At 54.0% G+C, this 15,699-nt stretch carries 13 protein-coding genes; 5 read left to right on the top strand and 8 right to left on the bottom strand.

The features are described from left to right. The 5 genes from HU175_RS13230 to HU175_RS13210 all read right to left on the bottom strand — a co-directional run bounded on the left by HU175_RS13230 (position 1) and on the right by HU175_RS13210 (position 7,106). Complete coding sequence (locus HU175_RS13230) at positions 1-2,142, bottom strand: ComEC/Rec2 family competence protein (protein ID WP_176567049.1); 2,142 nt, start codon at positions 2,140-2,142, stop codon at positions 1-3. Further along, positions 2,139-2,594 (bottom strand): GNAT family N-acetyltransferase, encoded by a 456-nt coding sequence (locus HU175_RS13225; RefSeq protein ID WP_176567048.1) that lies wholly within the window; start codon positions 2,592-2,594, stop codon positions 2,139-2,141. The genes HU175_RS13230 and HU175_RS13225 overlap by 4 nt, the downstream gene beginning before the upstream one ends. A gap of 61 nt (positions 2,595-2,655) precedes the next feature. Next, the gene (locus tag HU175_RS13220) at positions 2,656-3,936 is read right to left on the bottom strand and encodes a M43 family zinc metalloprotease (RefSeq protein ID WP_228724151.1); all 1,281 of its coding nucleotides are present in this window, start codon (positions 3,934-3,936) and stop codon (positions 2,656-2,658) included. A gap of 58 nt (positions 3,937-3,994) precedes the next feature. Beyond that, positions 3,995-4,960, bottom strand: a complete 966-nt coding sequence (locus HU175_RS13215) for a PhoH family protein (protein ID WP_176567046.1) — start codon at positions 4,958-4,960, stop codon at positions 3,995-3,997. A 265-nt stretch (positions 4,961-5,225) separates the two neighbouring features. Then, positions 5,226-7,106 (bottom strand): beta-N-acetylhexosaminidase, encoded by a 1,881-nt coding sequence (locus HU175_RS13210; protein ID WP_176567045.1) that lies wholly within the window; start codon positions 7,104-7,106, stop codon positions 5,226-5,228. A gap of 234 nt (positions 7,107-7,340) precedes the next feature. Between HU175_RS13210 and hslU the strand changes: the two genes are divergently transcribed. Next, complete coding sequence (hslU, locus tag HU175_RS13205) at positions 7,341-8,726, top strand: ATP-dependent protease ATPase subunit HslU (RefSeq protein WP_176567044.1); 1,386 nt, start codon at positions 7,341-7,343, stop codon at positions 8,724-8,726. 33 nt (positions 8,727-8,759) lie between these two features. Here the strand turns inward: hslU and HU175_RS13200 are convergent, their stop codons facing one another. After that, complete coding sequence (locus tag HU175_RS13200; protein ID WP_176567043.1) at positions 8,760-9,182, bottom strand: hypothetical protein; 423 nt, start codon at positions 9,180-9,182, stop codon at positions 8,760-8,762. A 437-nt stretch (positions 9,183-9,619) separates the two neighbouring features. Here HU175_RS13200 and HU175_RS13195 point away from each other — a divergent pair, with 437 nt between their 5' ends. Then, entirely contained in the window at positions 9,620-10,756 is a 1,137-nt protein-coding gene (locus HU175_RS13195) for an alpha/beta hydrolase family protein (protein ID WP_176567042.1), read from the top strand. 44 nt (positions 10,757-10,800) lie between these two features. Here the strand turns inward: HU175_RS13195 and HU175_RS13190 are convergent, their stop codons facing one another. Further along, entirely contained in the window at positions 10,801-11,214 is a 414-nt protein-coding gene (locus tag HU175_RS13190) for an energy transducer TonB (RefSeq protein ID WP_176567041.1), read from the bottom strand. Positions 11,215-11,398: 184 nt separating this feature from the next. Further along, positions 11,399-12,643: an MFS transporter gene (locus HU175_RS13185; RefSeq protein ID WP_176567040.1), complete on the bottom strand. Its 1,245-nt coding sequence runs from the start codon at positions 12,641-12,643 to the stop codon at positions 11,399-11,401. A 204-nt stretch (positions 12,644-12,847) separates the two neighbouring features. On the opposite strand from HU175_RS13185, the gene mltG reads away from it, so the two are divergent. The 3 genes from mltG (at position 12,848) to HU175_RS13170 (ending at position 15,528) form a co-directional block, all read left to right on the top strand. After that, positions 12,848-13,885 (top strand): endolytic transglycosylase MltG, encoded by a 1,038-nt coding sequence (gene mltG, locus HU175_RS13180; protein WP_176567039.1) that lies wholly within the window; start codon positions 12,848-12,850, stop codon positions 13,883-13,885. 114 nt (positions 13,886-13,999) lie between these two features. Then, on the top strand, positions 14,000-14,410 hold the full coding sequence (locus HU175_RS13175) for an acyl-CoA thioesterase (RefSeq protein ID WP_176567038.1): 411 nt from the start codon (positions 14,000-14,002) through the stop codon (positions 14,408-14,410). Between the two features lie 164 nt (positions 14,411-14,574). Beyond that, the gene (locus HU175_RS13170; protein WP_176567037.1) at positions 14,575-15,528 is read left to right on the top strand and encodes a YihY/virulence factor BrkB family protein; all 954 of its coding nucleotides are present in this window, start codon (positions 14,575-14,577) and stop codon (positions 15,526-15,528) included. Positions 15,529-15,699: the final 171 nt, after the last annotated feature.

The raw sequence follows: 15,699 nt of genomic DNA, 5'->3' as shown, positions 1-15,699 counted from the left end.
CTACTTTAGATCCGCTACGTAAGCCCCCATCTGCCGCACCGAATAACACGCAATCCCCCGCCGACCGGCTTCGGCCAGCAGCCGGTCGGTCAGGGGTGTTTTGTTGGAATCATCGAAGATGATGTGACGAGCCACCACGCGGCCATTGAGCTGTTCCCAGTCACGGAGGGCATTCCGGCGGACAATCAGGTAATCAACAACAGCGGGCAGTTTCCAGCGATTCTGTCCCGTCAGCTTGTTGACCAGCAGGATGGATTTTCCCTGCCAGACCCACAGTCCATAGGCCGGTGTCTGGTGATAGGCTGACACCGCTGGGGTCAATACCGTATCAGGCTGATTAGTTAGTTGGGCAACTGCCGGGCGGGAGATCCCCCAGCCCCCAAAGGTATTTTTGAGATAGAAATCGTACGAGCGGGTGTCATGGAGAGGCAGGTCGGTCAGCAATGTACTGGTGTACCCATCCGTTAAACTCACGGCTGTCTTGTGCGGCAGAAAATGAACCGCCAGCCGGCGCTGGTGCCGTTGTTGGTAATCGTCCTGGATGGTCAGGCCCGCCAGCAGCAGCGCCAGCCAGCAGGTCGCCCAGGCATAGGTTCGGTTACGGGTCAGGATCAACGCCGTACCACAAAGGATAACGGCGTATACGAGGATCAGTGCCACGGGCGATAACCACAAACCGTCCCAGGCTGCGCCGGGTAGCTTTCCCGTCTGCGTGACGGCATAATTGAGCAGCCAGGCCACTTCTTTCAACAGCCAGCCTAGTACGTCACTCAGGTAGGGAATCCAGCATACCGCCAGCAGCGCCATTGCCAAGGGAAGTAGTACCAGCGAGCAGCCCATCACCAGCGGGTTGGCCAGCAGAAAATAGGTTGGAAACTGGTGGAAGTAGAAAACCGCCAGCGGGAACGTAACGAGCTGGGCCACCAGCGCTACGGCAGTTAACTCCCAGAGTTTGTTCAGCCAGGAATAACGGAACGTAATGGACTGGTATACCGACGACTGCCAGGCACCCAGCCCCGCTACGGCCAGACAGGACAGCTGAAACCCCGCCGAAAATAGGGCGTACGGATCATAGAGCAGAATGAAGAACGTAGCCGCTCCCAACGTATTGGGTAAGGGAGTCCGGCGGCCAAGCGCTTTGGCAATCAGCAGCAGAGAAAACATCCCCGCCGAGCGCAGGACTGGCAGCGAAAATCCGGTGACCAGGGCATAGAACCACAGAATAGCCAGTTGCAGCAGCACCAGCCAGACCCGGTCGTCGCGTTTCCCTGCCACCAGACCAATCAGAAACGTCAGCACCAGAAACAAAATCCCGACGTGCATACCCGATACCGACAGAATATGGACCGCCCCCGCAATGGAATACGCCTGATACTGCGCCGTGTCCAGATCGTCCCGAACGCCCAGAATCATGGCGTTCACGATGCCGTACTCTGCCCGACTGCCAATCTGCCTGGTAAATACACCATCGGCCCACTGGTTGACTTGAATCGCCAACTGAGTTAAGACATTCGGCGGGTCGAGGCCAAGCACCCTGCGCTGGAACGGACGCAGGTACTGCTGGTGGTAAATCCCCCGGTAACTCAGGTGACGCTTGTAATTGAACTCACCAGGGTTCAGGGGCGGATCGATGAGTCGGGGCGTTCCCGTCACCAGCCACACCTCGCCGTAACGCGGCACGGGCTGGTTGGCCTTGTCAAGATAGACCAATATCCGTCCGCTCATCGGTTGCCAGTGACGATCAACCAATCCACGATGCACGGCCAACTCAACGCGGTACGTCTTGGCCCGTTCTTCAGGTTGGGTAGTTACCACACCTTCGTAGCTCTGCAGCAGCGTATCGGCGGGCGTGGCTGCTACGTGTAAAATTGAATCGGGCTGGTTACTGCCCGTTCGCAGGTAAGTCACCAGCCAGCCCAGCGCGACCAGCAGCAGAAAAGCGCCGAGGCCCGAAGCCGGGCGAATAGGCCGGTACGGCTTGGGGAATTTTACCCAAAAACCAGTCAGCAACAGCCCCACGCCCAGCGTCAGACTCAGCCAGGGCAGCCAGTTTGAATCGGGTAGCAGAACATAGAGGCCAATACCGGAGCCAAGGCCAGCTGCGTACCGAACAAAGGGATAACTGCCGAACCCGGTGCTCATTGGGTAACGTATGCCGAACCCGGCAGGACCATTTTATAGTGCTGAATGCCCGCTTCTTCAAACATGGCTCCAACCGGCACAAAGCCAAAACCAGCGTACAAAGGCATCGCCGTTACCTGCGCGTGCAGGTAGATCCGCTCAATGGGTTCGGGTTGCTGATTAAAAATATCATTGAGAACGGCACGCACCAGCGCTTTCCCAGCACCTTGTCCCCGGCATTCACGCAGGACCGCAAAACGTTCCATTTTCACCCCTTCCGATGTCCGGCGCCAGCGTGCCGTGCCGCAGGGCGTCCCGTCATCCGTTCGGGCCAGAAAATGCGTACTGGTCGATTCGTACTCATCGTATTCCTCTTCGGCCGATACTTGCTGCTCTTCCACAAATACGGTACGCCGAATGGCAAAAGCCGTTTCTAAATCGGCAGGACTGGCAATTGGTAAAACGTCTATCATATAAAAAGCGACTGGCAACGTTAGGCGCCAGTCGGTTGGTGACCTTGCGCGAAAGCTGCGCTTATTGAACCAGCAGGCGTTTGCTGACCTGTTCGTTAGCCGTTTTCACCCGGACAATATACAGGCCAGTGGGTAAACCGCTTACGGCTACCGAAACAAAAGTGCTTGGCGTACTATAATACGGATAGGAACGAAGACGTCGACCACCAGCATCGAACAGGTCGACCGTAAAATCCTGTGCGCCTTTTAGTAGCACTTCCACAATAGGGTCGATCGTAGCCGGATTTGGCGACACACTTACCGTCAGTATTTCGGCTTCAGGTGGCGCTCCTTCTGCTGCATTCCGGATAAGTCGCGCCCGACGGGGACTCAGTTGTAGTACCGCCCGCATCCGGGCTACCTGCCCTTTTGTGAACAGGTTCATGCAGGCATCGGGCGAGTAGTCCATGTAATCCTCGGTCAGGTTACGGGTACGCACCCCACCGACGCAGGTTGAGTACAGTTCCCGGCACTGGGTTGTCTGGTTCAGCGTTTCCGTTGGGGGTGTATCGGCTACGTAGTCGTTACCACAGGATAGGTCTCCGTTCGGGTGGAGCAGGCCCAGCCAGTGACCAATTTCGTGCGTAGCCGTTCGTCCCAGGGCATAAGAGGCACTCTGTACCGTTCCTGTTTGGCGACCAAAATACCGATAGTCGATAATGGAGCCGTCCACATATTCACTACCGACGGAAGGCAATCCCTGTAACGTATCGGCAGCGGCCGGAAATTCGGTATAGCCCAGATAGCCGTCCAGATTAGTTACCCATATATTGAGATACCGGTCGCTGGGCCAGTAGACAACTCGCGCCAGCTCCTGGCGGTCAGCATCCGAGATAGGATTAAAGGCCGATTTAGTGGCGTAATACGTCCGGGTAATTCCGGTTGATGGCTGTCCGTTGGGATCAGTCGTGGCCAGGTAAAATTCAATGCCGGCATCCGCGCCCAGTACGTTGGTATTATATCCGTTGGATCCTTCCTTCCGGCGGTAGTCTTCGTTCAGCACCTGAATCTGCGAAATGATCTGCTCGGCGGAAATATTGACGTTGTTCCCCCCGCCGATGGTGCCAGATGCCGTGCTGTGTACGACATGCACAACAACTGGAATGCGGTAGATAGTCTCATTAGCCTGCAGCCGGAAATTTTTCTGCGTTTCCAGGTACTGGTCAATCCGGCGGTTGAACTCGTTGAACCGCTGGATTCGCCCGGGATTCTGCTGCTGTTTGAGTTTTTCGTAAATACCCGACCCGCAGCGAATAACGGCCGTGTCGGCGGGCGTCTGCGCCCAGGCGACGGAAGATACCAAACACGCAAAAGAACCGGCCAGCCAACGCCAGCCGGTTCTCCCGTTTCGTCTCAGGCGATTACTGCCCTGCTTTTTCATAAGCCGTTACAATTTCCCGCACGAGCCGGTGACGTACCACGTCCCGACCATCAAGTTCGACAAACGAAATTCCTTTGACATCTTTCAGAATGGCCAGCGACTCGACCAAACCAGACTTCTGCCGGTTCGGTAAGTCAATCTGCGACCGGTCGCCGGTGATGATGGCTTTCGATGTTGGCCCCATCCGCGTCAGAAACATCTTCATCTGCATCGTCGTCGTGTTCTGCGCTTCGTCGAGCAGAATAAACGCATTGTTCAGCGTCCGTCCGCGCATGTACGCCAGGGGGGCTATTTCAATGATCCGGTTTTCCTGATAAAATTTCAGCTTCTCGGCCGGAATCATGTCGTCCAGCGCGTCGTAGATTGGCCGCAGATACGGGTCAATCTTTTCTTTCAGATCGCCCGGCAGAAAGCCCAGGTTTTCGCCCGCTTCCACTGCCGGCCGGGTAATGATGATTTTCTTGACTTCCTTATTTTTCAGTGCCCGAACGGCAATGGCAACTGCCGTATAGGTTTTACCCGTACCAGCAGGCCCAACGGCAAACACCAGGTCGTATTTCTCGGCGGCCTCTACCAATCGTTTCTGATTATCAGTTTTCGCCCGGACCACAACCCCGCGCGTTCCATACACCAGTACTTCATCATCGTCGGGTGGCACCGGAGGAACGGCCCCTACCCCGGCAGTCGAGATACCACTGGTGCTTAGGTAGTTCTGCACGTTCTCGTGCGTAATCTTTCCGTAACGCTGGTAGTGTTCAAGCAACGAATCCAGGATGTCGCTGATCCGGGTAATCTCGGGCGTAGTGCCTTTAATCCGGATTTCGTTGCCGCGGGAGATGATCTTACTCATCGGGAATGCTGCGGCAACTTCTTTAATATTAGTATTCTCTACGCCCAGAAAATCAATGAGCGAGACATTATCGAGGGTGATGACTTTTTCGACCAAACAATGACTGACGTTTAAGTGTGACTTCCGAAAAGTAAGCGATTTCTTTTCGTATATAACACGTTTTTTTGAAAATTTATTCGCGTTCGCGCTATCGGTAACGCAAATATCAAAAGCGGCCAGAAAGCAGTACGCTCCGGCCGCACTGACAACGACAAAACCAGCCCTTCTGTTACGTAGGTGCAGCTATACAGGCGTACCGATGCACGCTAAAAACGTCGCAACCTTCACTCCTCACCCGGATTATGAAGAACCGACATACTACTTACCGCCCCGCCCGCTTCATCAGCGCATCGCGCGAAAGCGTAATCAGGTGCCCGATGAGTTTGCCCGCCCGGTACGTCACAACACGCAGCGTGATCGGTCCGTCGGGCAGTTCAACGGGCTCGCTGTATTTGGTTGAGAACTGATCGGGCATGGTGTCGTCGATTGAATAGTAAATAGCCAGGCCGGGCACTTCACTAGCCATGTTCAGCATGAGTTTGTTATCCTTCATACTGGTCTTGACAATGGCGTCGTATATCGCCTTCGAGTAGTTCACCTGCGCCACATCCGCCCGGTCAAAGTGCGACTCCATCCGCTCCACGAAATTCGGCCAGTTCTTGATCTCCTTTGGCGACCAGTACACCTCAGACAGCGCCCAGGCGCGCGGGTAGGTCATGTATTCGGCGTGACGTAGCGTTGGAACCTGCTCGGTCCAGAGGTTCCCCTGCCCACCCAGAATATACTTCGGATCGACCCCGTCCGGCACGGGTTCGTAGTTGTAGCTGGTCTGGGCACGTAGTGTTGCGTAAATAGGTGGGTCAACGGAATTATCGCCCTGGTTGTAATCAAGATACGCGAAGGTCGTTGGTGTCATCACTATGTTGTGGCCCATGTGGGCGGCTTCGATCCCGCCTTTCACGCCCCGCCAGCTCATAACCGTAGCCGTTGGCGAGATTCCACCTTCCAAGATTTCGTCCCAGCCCAGGAATTTCTTGCCTTTGGCGGTCAGGATTTTCTCGACCCGTCCCATAAAGTACCCCTGCAGGTCTTCGACGTGCCGGATGTTCAGTTTTTTCATCAACTCCTGGCAGCCGGGGTCCTGCGCCCAGTAGCCTTTGTAACATTCATCACCACCGGCATGGATGTAGGGGTTCGGAAAAAGGGCGGCAACTTCGGTAAAGACTTTGTCCAGAAACTCGTACACCTTCTCGTCCGACGGGTTCAGCGTGTTCTCTACTTTCATTTTAAAGGTACCGTTGCCATACCATTCTGAGAACGCCGTACCCGGATTAACGCTCACCGGCGCTTTGGTGCAGCTCAGTTCGGGATAGGCTGCCAGAGCCGCCATGCTGTGACCAGGAATATCAATTTCCGGCACAATTGTCACGTTGCGATCCTGGGCATATTTGACAATCTCGCGAACGTCGTCCTGGGTATAAAATCCGCCGTAGGGCGTTGGCTCACCGGGTTTCGGTTCGGGGCGGTCGTTGAAGTGGCCGGTCCGGGCCACGCGCCAGGCGCCAACGCTGGTCAGTTTCGGCAACGATTTGATCTCCAGACGCCAGCCGTTATCGTCGGTCAGGTGCCAGTGCAGCGTGTTGTATTTTAGTTTGGCGATCTGGTCGATGTATTTTTTTACGTCCTCTTTTGGAAAGAAGTGACGGCTCACGTCGAGCATAATTCCCCGCCAGCCGAAACGTGGGTAATCGGTGATTTGTACGGCGGGTACGGTCCAGCTGGTACTTACCGCTGTTTTACTGCCAATCTCTTTGGGCAGCAGTTGTGCCAGCGTCTGCGCCCCGTAAAATAGCCCCGCAGGTTGGTTCGCTGTGATGATAACACCTTTGGGCGTAGCCGTCAGCGAGTACCCCTCGGCCCCAAGCTGGGTGTTTGGCGTCGCGTTCAGGTTAAGCTGGATAGCACCCGATTTACCTTCTTTCGGCCTGATCGAGAAGCCAGTAGGCGTATTCAGTTGCTGCGCCAGCAGGTCGGCGGCAACTTTTCCCCCACTCTGGTTATACTGAATACTGGTTGACCTGGTTAACGTAAATGTTCCTTTCTGCGCCTGCATACTGACAGGCTGTGGGATTAAATGAATGGGGGACTGCGCCTGGGCGACGCTGACGCAGAGTGCCAGAAAAGCGGTACGAAGAAAGTGCATATGTACTTTGAAAAATAAGGACAGGTTTACCCAGCTTCTCAGCCACTGATCCGTCTGAACGGGTTAGCGGCATTGATCTGTTCCGGGAAAATCAAAGGTAGTGGATTTGGCCCGACAACGCCCATCCGAAGAAGACGGACACTGTTGGAACGCCAAAAATCCAGTTCTTATTGGCACATTTTCCCGTTTCCTGCGTTTCTTCACCATGGACGTTAACCTGTCCCCCTTTTTTCAATGACCCAATTACTCAAAGACCTTACCCCCCGGCAGATCGTTGCCGAACTGGATCAGTACATTATCGGCCAGCACGACGCCAAACGGAACGTAGCGATTGCCCTCCGCAACCGCTGGCGCCGGATGAACAGCGCAGCCGACATGCAGCGCGAGATTACGCCTAACAATATTCTGATGATTGGCGCGACCGGCGTCGGTAAAACCGAAATTGCCCGGCGACTCGCCAAAATTGCCGATGCCCCTTTCATCAAGGTGGAAGCGTCGAAGTTTACCGAAGTCGGCTACGTAGGCCGCGACGTGGAAAGCATGGTTCGGGATCTGGTTGAGCAGGCTATCAATATGGTACGTTCGGCCAAAAAGGAAACGGTTAAAGTCAAGGCCCAGCAGAACGTCGAAGATGCCATCCTGGACATTCTGATTCCCCCCGTCAAACCAGCGGGTGCCCCGTCCGTGGGCTTCTCGAACGAACATAACGATCCGGATGCCGAACTGAACGAACGTACCCGCGAACGGTTCCGGGAGAAAATCCGCTCCGGCGAGATGGACGACCGCAAGATCGACATCGATGTTCAGCAGTCGCAGACGCCAAATATTGGCGTGCTGGGCGGTGGCGTTGATGACCTGTCGATGATGAACATTCAGGAAATGATCGGCAACATGATGCCCAAGCGGGGCAAGAAACGGAAGGTGACCATCGCCGAAGCCCGAACGATTCTGCTGGAGGAAGAAGCCGCCAAGCTAATCGATATGGACGAAGTGAAGGAAGAAGCCATCCGCAAAGCCGAAGACGCCGGGATTATTTTCATCGACGAAATTGACAAGGTAGCTTCCTCCCGTTCCGGCAACGGCGGTGGGCCAGACGTTAGCCGCGAGGGCGTTCAGCGCGACCTACTGCCTATTGTTGAAGGCAGCGCCGTGAACACCAAATACGGTATTCTTCACACAGATCACATTCTGTTTATTGCAGCGGGGGCCTTCCACGTTGCCAAACCCAGCGATCTGATTCCGGAGTTGCAGGGTCGTTTTCCTATTCGGGTGGAGTTGCAGAGCCTGTCGGAAAACGATTTTTACCAGATCCTGAAAGAACCCAAGAACGCACTGACCAAGCAGTACGAAGCGATGCTCCAGGCCGAAGGCGTTGAACTGACCTTCGACGACGAAGCGCTACGTGAGCTGGCCCGGATTGCCTTCGAGGTCAACGCCGACGTGGAGAACATTGGTGCCCGGCGGCTTCAGACCGTGTTAAGCCACCTGATGAACGACTTCATGTTCGACATTCCGGACGTAATCGGCGCGAACGCCCACGTCGTTGTGACGAAAGAACTGGTTGGCCAGAAATTAAATGGCCTGGTCAAAAACCGGGACCTGAGCCAGTTCATTCTGTAAACACCAGGTAATCCCAGAAGCGCTCACGCTGGCTTAGTCGAGGCTGGCGTGGGCGCTTTTTTGTTGGAGTAGTGTCACCACCTGACCAATAGCGTGGTCCGTATCGGCGCGTTTCCGGTCGGGTGGATCGAAGCGATTGAAAGGCCGCAGTTCGAGCACAAACGTTTCCTCAACTGACGTATCATCCAGCGGAGTATACAGCTTGTAGCCAGTCAGATGAACTGGTAGAATGCCGTACCGTCGTTTGAAGGTTGTCAGCAGGTACGTCATCAGTTGTTCTACCGCTTCAACCGTTCTCCCGTCTGCCGGTACGAAGCGGACTTCGGCCCGGTTACGATCCACCAGCGTCTGCTCGTTGGGAGCGAAATGGCCCTCGCAGCTCGAAAACGTCCGGACCAGTTCCGTTGCGTTGAGCGCATCGACCAGCGGGCGGATACGCGGTTCTATATCATCCATGACTGTGTTTCTTATCTGCTCAGGTCATGCCCGTAGTCTATCACCGGCAGCGGTTTCAGTCAGAACCTGACCCGTTTGATTATCGTGCCGTTGCCCATGTAACCCTCCTGGAGAAAAACAATCAGGTTCATTGCCTGCAACGCGACTGGGCTAACATTAAGTCAATAAAATATACTATACTGCGTCATCGTCAGTCCGTTTTATAACGCCAGCCTACACCGGACACCGGTTTACTAAAGTTCGCATTTATTCCTCAAATAAATATTTTAAACGGTTTCCGATCGTACTTTTATAGCTTGCTACTACTCCATGGTAGATTTTTTTTCATGATCTATACTAGTTTACTACGCGTTCTACTTATCCTAGTCTGTTCAGTTACTATCACCGCTTGCACCGACTTCGTACCTCAACATATACCGGCTTTACCTACCCCAGAATTGGCGGCTCAGATGGGTCCCTGGCGGCCCAGAGATCTGGCGAAGCCCCCCCTTTATCGCTGGATCAACGCAGAAACTGAGCCGGTCCGGCAGCTTATTTATAGCGGTCCCGCCTACGGAAACCTAGCTTCTACGGACGTGTTTGCCTACTACGCTAAACCCAGTAACGGCGCAACCGGCAAAAGGCCGGCAATCGTTCTGGTACATGGCGGAGATGGCTACGCGTTTAAGGACTGGGTTCAGTTGTGGGCCAGTCGCGGCTACCACGCCATTGCCATGGACCTGGGGGGCAGTGGCCCTGATTATCAACGCCTGTCTAAGGGAGGACCATCACAGAATAGCCGCGAGAAATTTACCAGTATTGCCCAGCCGCAGGACAGACAATGGGTTTACCATGCCGTATCTAACGTTATGGCGGCCCACTCGCTGATCCGAAGCTTACCTGACGTTGACACCAGCCGGACGATTATGGCAGGTGTGAGCTGGGGAGGATTTCTGACAACGATAGTTGCCGGGCTGGACCCTCGTCTGAGTGCAGTCAGTATCAGTTATGGCTGCGGTTTCCTGAATGAACCCGGTAGCGTGTTCGATCAAGATTTCCTGTCTCTGACAGCCCAGCAGCGCACTCAATGGCTCACCAAATACGACCCGTCCAACTACCTGCCGCAGGTCCGCACGCCCGTGCTCTGGCTGGCCGGCGCCACTGACCAGTACTTTGCGCCCGTCAGCCTCAGCAAATCCAGCAGTCTGGTGGCGCAGAACTCTCAGTATAGCCTGCGTCCTTACTTCAAACATTCGCAGAGCGATGGCGCGAATGCGCCCGAAATTGAGGTATTTTTCAATCAGATCCTGTTCGGCGCCCCTCCATTGGCTACGTTAACCGCCGAGCATGTTGGCTCTGGTCTGGTCAGCGCCAGAGTACTGGCCAAAACGCGGGTGTATGGTGCTGCCCTATCGTACACAACAGACAACACGTTGCCGTACGAATCAAGAAGGTGGATAACGCTGCCCGCTAAAGTTGAGGGTTCGTCAATTACCGCCCCTGCTCTACCCACCAACACAACGATTTGGTTTTTAACGGCTGTCGATGAACGGAATACCATCGTATCAGGTGCCTATCATGTTGTGCAACACTGAAAATCCGGTTATGATAATGGCACCCGGCCTGACTCTTTTAGTTTTTACTTACCGTTAGTAAATCGGATGGGAACTACGGCGTAGGCCCTCAATAGTCGTCCGTCCTGAGAACCCGGTATCCATCTGGGCATGGTTCTGCCAATTCGATTGGCTTCCTGCGTCAGTTCCTCACTGACGTCCGTATAAATCGTTTTGACCTCTGATACAGAGCCGTCTTTTTCTATTAAAAGCCTGAGTTGTACCAGCGGTCCTTTCTTGGAATTAACCGGGTATTTACTGTTTGCCTGAATAAACTGGAACAGGGCCTCCTTACCACCCACAAATGCAGGGGGCTCCTGAACAATCATATAAACCGTTGTATCAGACGGCATCGGCCTTCCGGACTGCCCCCTGGCCTGCGTAGCAGAAAGTGCTGTTACTGTGGCCCCGATAAACGCAAGCGCTAGTAAAAATTTCATTGGTGTGAAGGAAAGTCCCACACAAAGAGTCAGCAGTAAAGCTATTTCCATAAACTGGCTGTCATCTCTTTTCACTACTGGATCGACCTGACAACCCCAACCTGTGCTAAGGCAAACGGTCCCGGAAGAGCGCTCTATGCTGTTATTCCGGGACCGTTTTCTGCCGCGTTCATCTAACAAGATCTTACTCCTGCTCCTGAATGACAGCATCGGTAACGGGCGTTTTTACCCGTTCGTGTTTAGACCACAGCCAGCCCAGGTAGGCTACCGCTACCAGCGCCAGCAGACCCGACAGGGCAAAAGCGCCACTGATCCCGGCTGAGCCCGACAGATGATTCAGCATCCAGCCCGACCCAACGGCGCCGAGTCCGATACCGGCTTCGAGGGCAATGTACATCGTCGCCATAGCACGGCCCCGCGTGTGCTCGTTGCTTAGATCGGCAGTCCAGGCCTGTACCGTCGGGGAGTTCATCCCCCCCGACAGCCCGTAACAGATAGCGGCTATCCAGAACCACAGTACGGAGTTGGTCACCATCAGCAGGCCCATCGACACGGCCAGCAGCAACGTAGCGACAAACAGAATGGGCACCCGACCGTATTTATCCGAAGCCCGGCTGAATACCAGTCGTACAACCAGCGAAGCAATCGTATAGACCGTAAAAAACAATCCTTTATTGGTAATCCCCAGCGATGTGCTCAGGGTAGAAACAACCGTCAGGATGGCCCCCGTTGATACGGATTGCAGCAACAGCACAATGAACGGATTGAGGGCCTGCTTCTCAAAAATCTCCTCCTTTTTCAGCTTCAGAAGACTAAATCGAAACGGCTGTGGATTAACCAGTGTTTCGGGCATACGTAGCAGAATCCCGATCGACAGCAGCGCAAAGGCCGAGGAAGTCCAGAACATGACATCCATGGAATACGCTTCGGCCAGCCAGCTTCCAATGGCGGGTCCCAGCGACATACCCATAGCCGTAAAAAGTCCCAGCATACCCATAGCTTCACCCCGACGGGTAGGAGGAACAACGTCGGCCACGTAGGCAGCCGTGGCTGTTGGTTTGGTCCCCGTCGAGAAACCGTGAATGAGCCGGAGCGTCAGAAAGCCCCATACCGTAACCAGGTACGGGTACAGGAAACCACACAGAAAGCAAATGATTGACCCAAACGCCATGACCGGCACTCGGCCAACGGTATCGGTGATTTTGCCGGAGAACGGACGTGATACGCCCGCCGTGAGCGTAAACAGGGCAATGATCAGCCCAACATACTCGCGCCCCCCCAGCCGCGTCAGGTAATCGGGCAGTTCCGGAATCATCATCTGGAAGCTGGCGGAGAACAGAAAGTTACTGGCGCTCAATAGCCAGAAGGAAAGTGTGTAAAGCGACGGACCGTCGGAAACCCGGCGGATAGAAAGAGGACGACCTACCAAAGCAGCGGGGATTTGGTTCGCCCAAAAGTACGGTCTTTTTTCCGGAATTGCCGTTTAATCAACGCTCCCCACCGATTTTAGCCCCGACTTGGCGTAATCGTCATGCGGATGATGGGCACGCGGTTAAAACAAGACTTATCGAAGGAGGTAGCTCATTTGCGGGTCTTTTCTTCTAAATTCGCGCTTGAAATTCCAGTAGTCTTTATGTCGAATAATGTTAAGATTGGTCTGTTTCTCACAGTATCCATTCTGCTGACAACTTTCTCTTTTTATTTCTGGCAGGTCTTCCGAAGCCCTAACCTGCAGGTGCAGGACGGCGATAAGACCTTTGCTCTCCTCATTCCCAAGGGGTCCACGTTCGATTCGGTAATGGACACCCTGAAAACGCACAAAGTGATCAACGACGAAACGTCGTTTCGTTTCCTGGCCAAGCTGATGAAGTACCAGGAGCGGGTTAAAGAAGGCCGGTATGAGATTACGCCCCGTATGAGTAACCGGGCTGCGCTGAACAAACTCCGGAGCGGCAGCCAGGATGCCATGCCCGTTACGTTCAACAGCATGCGCCAGAAAAGCGACCTGATCTATCGTCTGGGCAGCAAGTTTGAATTTGGCCCCGATGCCCTGGGTAAGCTACTGAACGATCCGGCTACCTGCGAAAAATACGGCTTCGACACGACGACGATTGTCTGCATGTTCCTGCCCAACACCTACGAAATCTTCTGGACGGTTAAACCCGAAGCTCTGCTGGACCGGATGGGGTCTGAATACAAGAAGTTCTGGACGCCCGAGCGGCAGGCCAAAGCGAAAGAACTGGGTATGACCCAGACGCAGGTGCAGGTACTGGCGTCCATTGTGGCCGCCGAAACCAACAAACGCGACGAACAGCCGCGGGTAGCGGGCGTGTATCTTAACCGTCTGAAACGAGGCATCAAACTCGAAGCCGACCCAACCGTCATCTTTGCCTTACGTGATTTCACCATCCGCCGACTGCTCAACAAACAGCTCACCGTCGATTCGCCGTACAATACCTACCGCTATACAGGCCTGCCACCGGGACCAATCAACCTCCCCGCCCCGGCGACCATCGATGCTGTCCTGAACGCCGAAAAACACGACTACCTGTATTTTGTGGTCGATGCCAAGTTCAACGGCTATCACACGTTCTCAAAAACGCTGTCCGAACACCTGGCCAACGCCCGCCTGTATCAGCAGGCTCTTACCCGGATGAAGATTATGAAATAGAAGGAGGAAAGGGAGGAAAGGGACGAGAGGGAAATAGACATGACCAGATACGATTCTCCTGTTTCTTTCCCCTTCCCCCCACTCGTCCCTTTCCTCCCCTTCCTCCCTCTCCCCATGTACACCTACGACGTTCCCAACATCCGCGTACGTTATTACGATACGGACCAGATGGGCATAGTTTACTACGGTAACTATGCCCGTTTCTACGAAATTGGCCGGGTCGAAGCCCTGCGACAATTGGGGGTGAACTACAAAGATCTGGAAACGAGCGGCATTGGCATGCCCGTTTACGACCTGCAGTCGCGGTTTATCCGGCCCGCCCGCTACGACGATCTGCTCACCATTCGCGTGTCGATTCCCCAGTTGCCCAAGACGCGGATCAGCTTCAATTACGAAATTATCGACCAGCACGGTCACATCCTGAACAACGGTCAGACAACACTGGTCTTTGTCCGGTCAGCCACCGGGCGCCCCTGTTCTGCACCCCCCGAACTCATCAGCGCCATCAAACCTTTCTTTGAATAGGAGGTTAAAAAAGGAAGGAATCTGTAGAAGGAAGGTATTTAGGAACAAGGAACAGGGAGGACAGAAACAAGAGAAATTAGTCGCGTCTATCGTCGGCCCTCTTCCTTTCTCCTTGTTCCTGTCCTCCCTGTTCCCATTCCTGTATTCACTGATTACCGAAGCCTATGTTTGAAAAGTTAATGAGCTTTGACGCGATGCAGGGAACGCGTACCTGGCTGCAGGAACACCAACCCATCGATTCCCGCCTGTCCTGGTACGAGTTCCTGAACAAAGTGATTACTAAGATCGCCGAAGACGATACCAGCGAGCGGGCAGCATCCGTTGCCTACAGCCTGATTCTGGCCGTTTTCCCGACCGTCATTTTCTTCTTTACCCTGATTCCCTACGTACCGATTGATAACCTGCGGGCGCAGATCATGGATTTTTTCCAGCAGGTGTTGCCAGGAAATACCTACAGTACCGTCGCAACAACCATTCAGGATATCATCAGTCGGCCGCAGGGCGGGGTGCTTTCGTTCGGTTTTCTGTTCGCGCTCTATTCAGCTACCAGCGGACTGGTGGCGCTGATGAACGCCTTCAACTCCTCGCACCACACCCATGAAGATCGTAGCTTCTTCAAAGTTCGGGCCATTGCTGTTGGTTTGACCTTCACGCTCGCGTTTGCCCTGATTCTGGCCGTCGTTGTCCTGATTGTGGGGGGCGTTGTGAGTGACTACCTGCTAAAGTTCGGGATTCTCAACAACGTCGTATTCGTCAACCTGCTGGCCATTGGCCGGTATCTAATCGTCTTTGCCGTTTTTGTGGGAGCCCTGTCGGTTATTTATCGCTACGGCCCCGACGTGAACATGAAATGGGCTTTTGTAACCCCCGGCAGCGTAACGGCCTCCCTCCTGATCGTGTTGACGACGCTCGGTTTTTCCTACTACGTATCTAATTTTGGTTCCTATAACAAGGTCTATGGCTCCATCGGTACGCTGATCGCTCTGATGATCTGGATCAACCTGGTATCGCTGCTGCTGATCGTCGGGTTTGAGATCAACGTAGCCCTCTATGACCTGGAGGGAGACAAGAACCCCAGTGTTGCTGAGAAAACAACAAACGTCACCTCAGACGAGTGAAGTGACGTTTGCAAACCCTAACCCATAAATGTAAGACTCCTTCCGACTACTGACAGTACTACGGTAAGAATCTACCTGTTTACGGCGAAAAACCATGCCAATCTCTATTTTTGCCCGCTATATGTTACCTTTTTCTCCGTTTAATCAAAAAAACGAGAGTACACTGGCTAC

The sequence above is a fragment of the Spirosoma sp. KUDC1026 genome, assembly GCF_013375035.1.
Lineage (GTDB): Bacteria > Bacteroidota > Bacteroidia > Cytophagales > Spirosomataceae > Spirosoma.
This window is presented reverse-complemented; position numbering and strand designations above follow the sequence as displayed.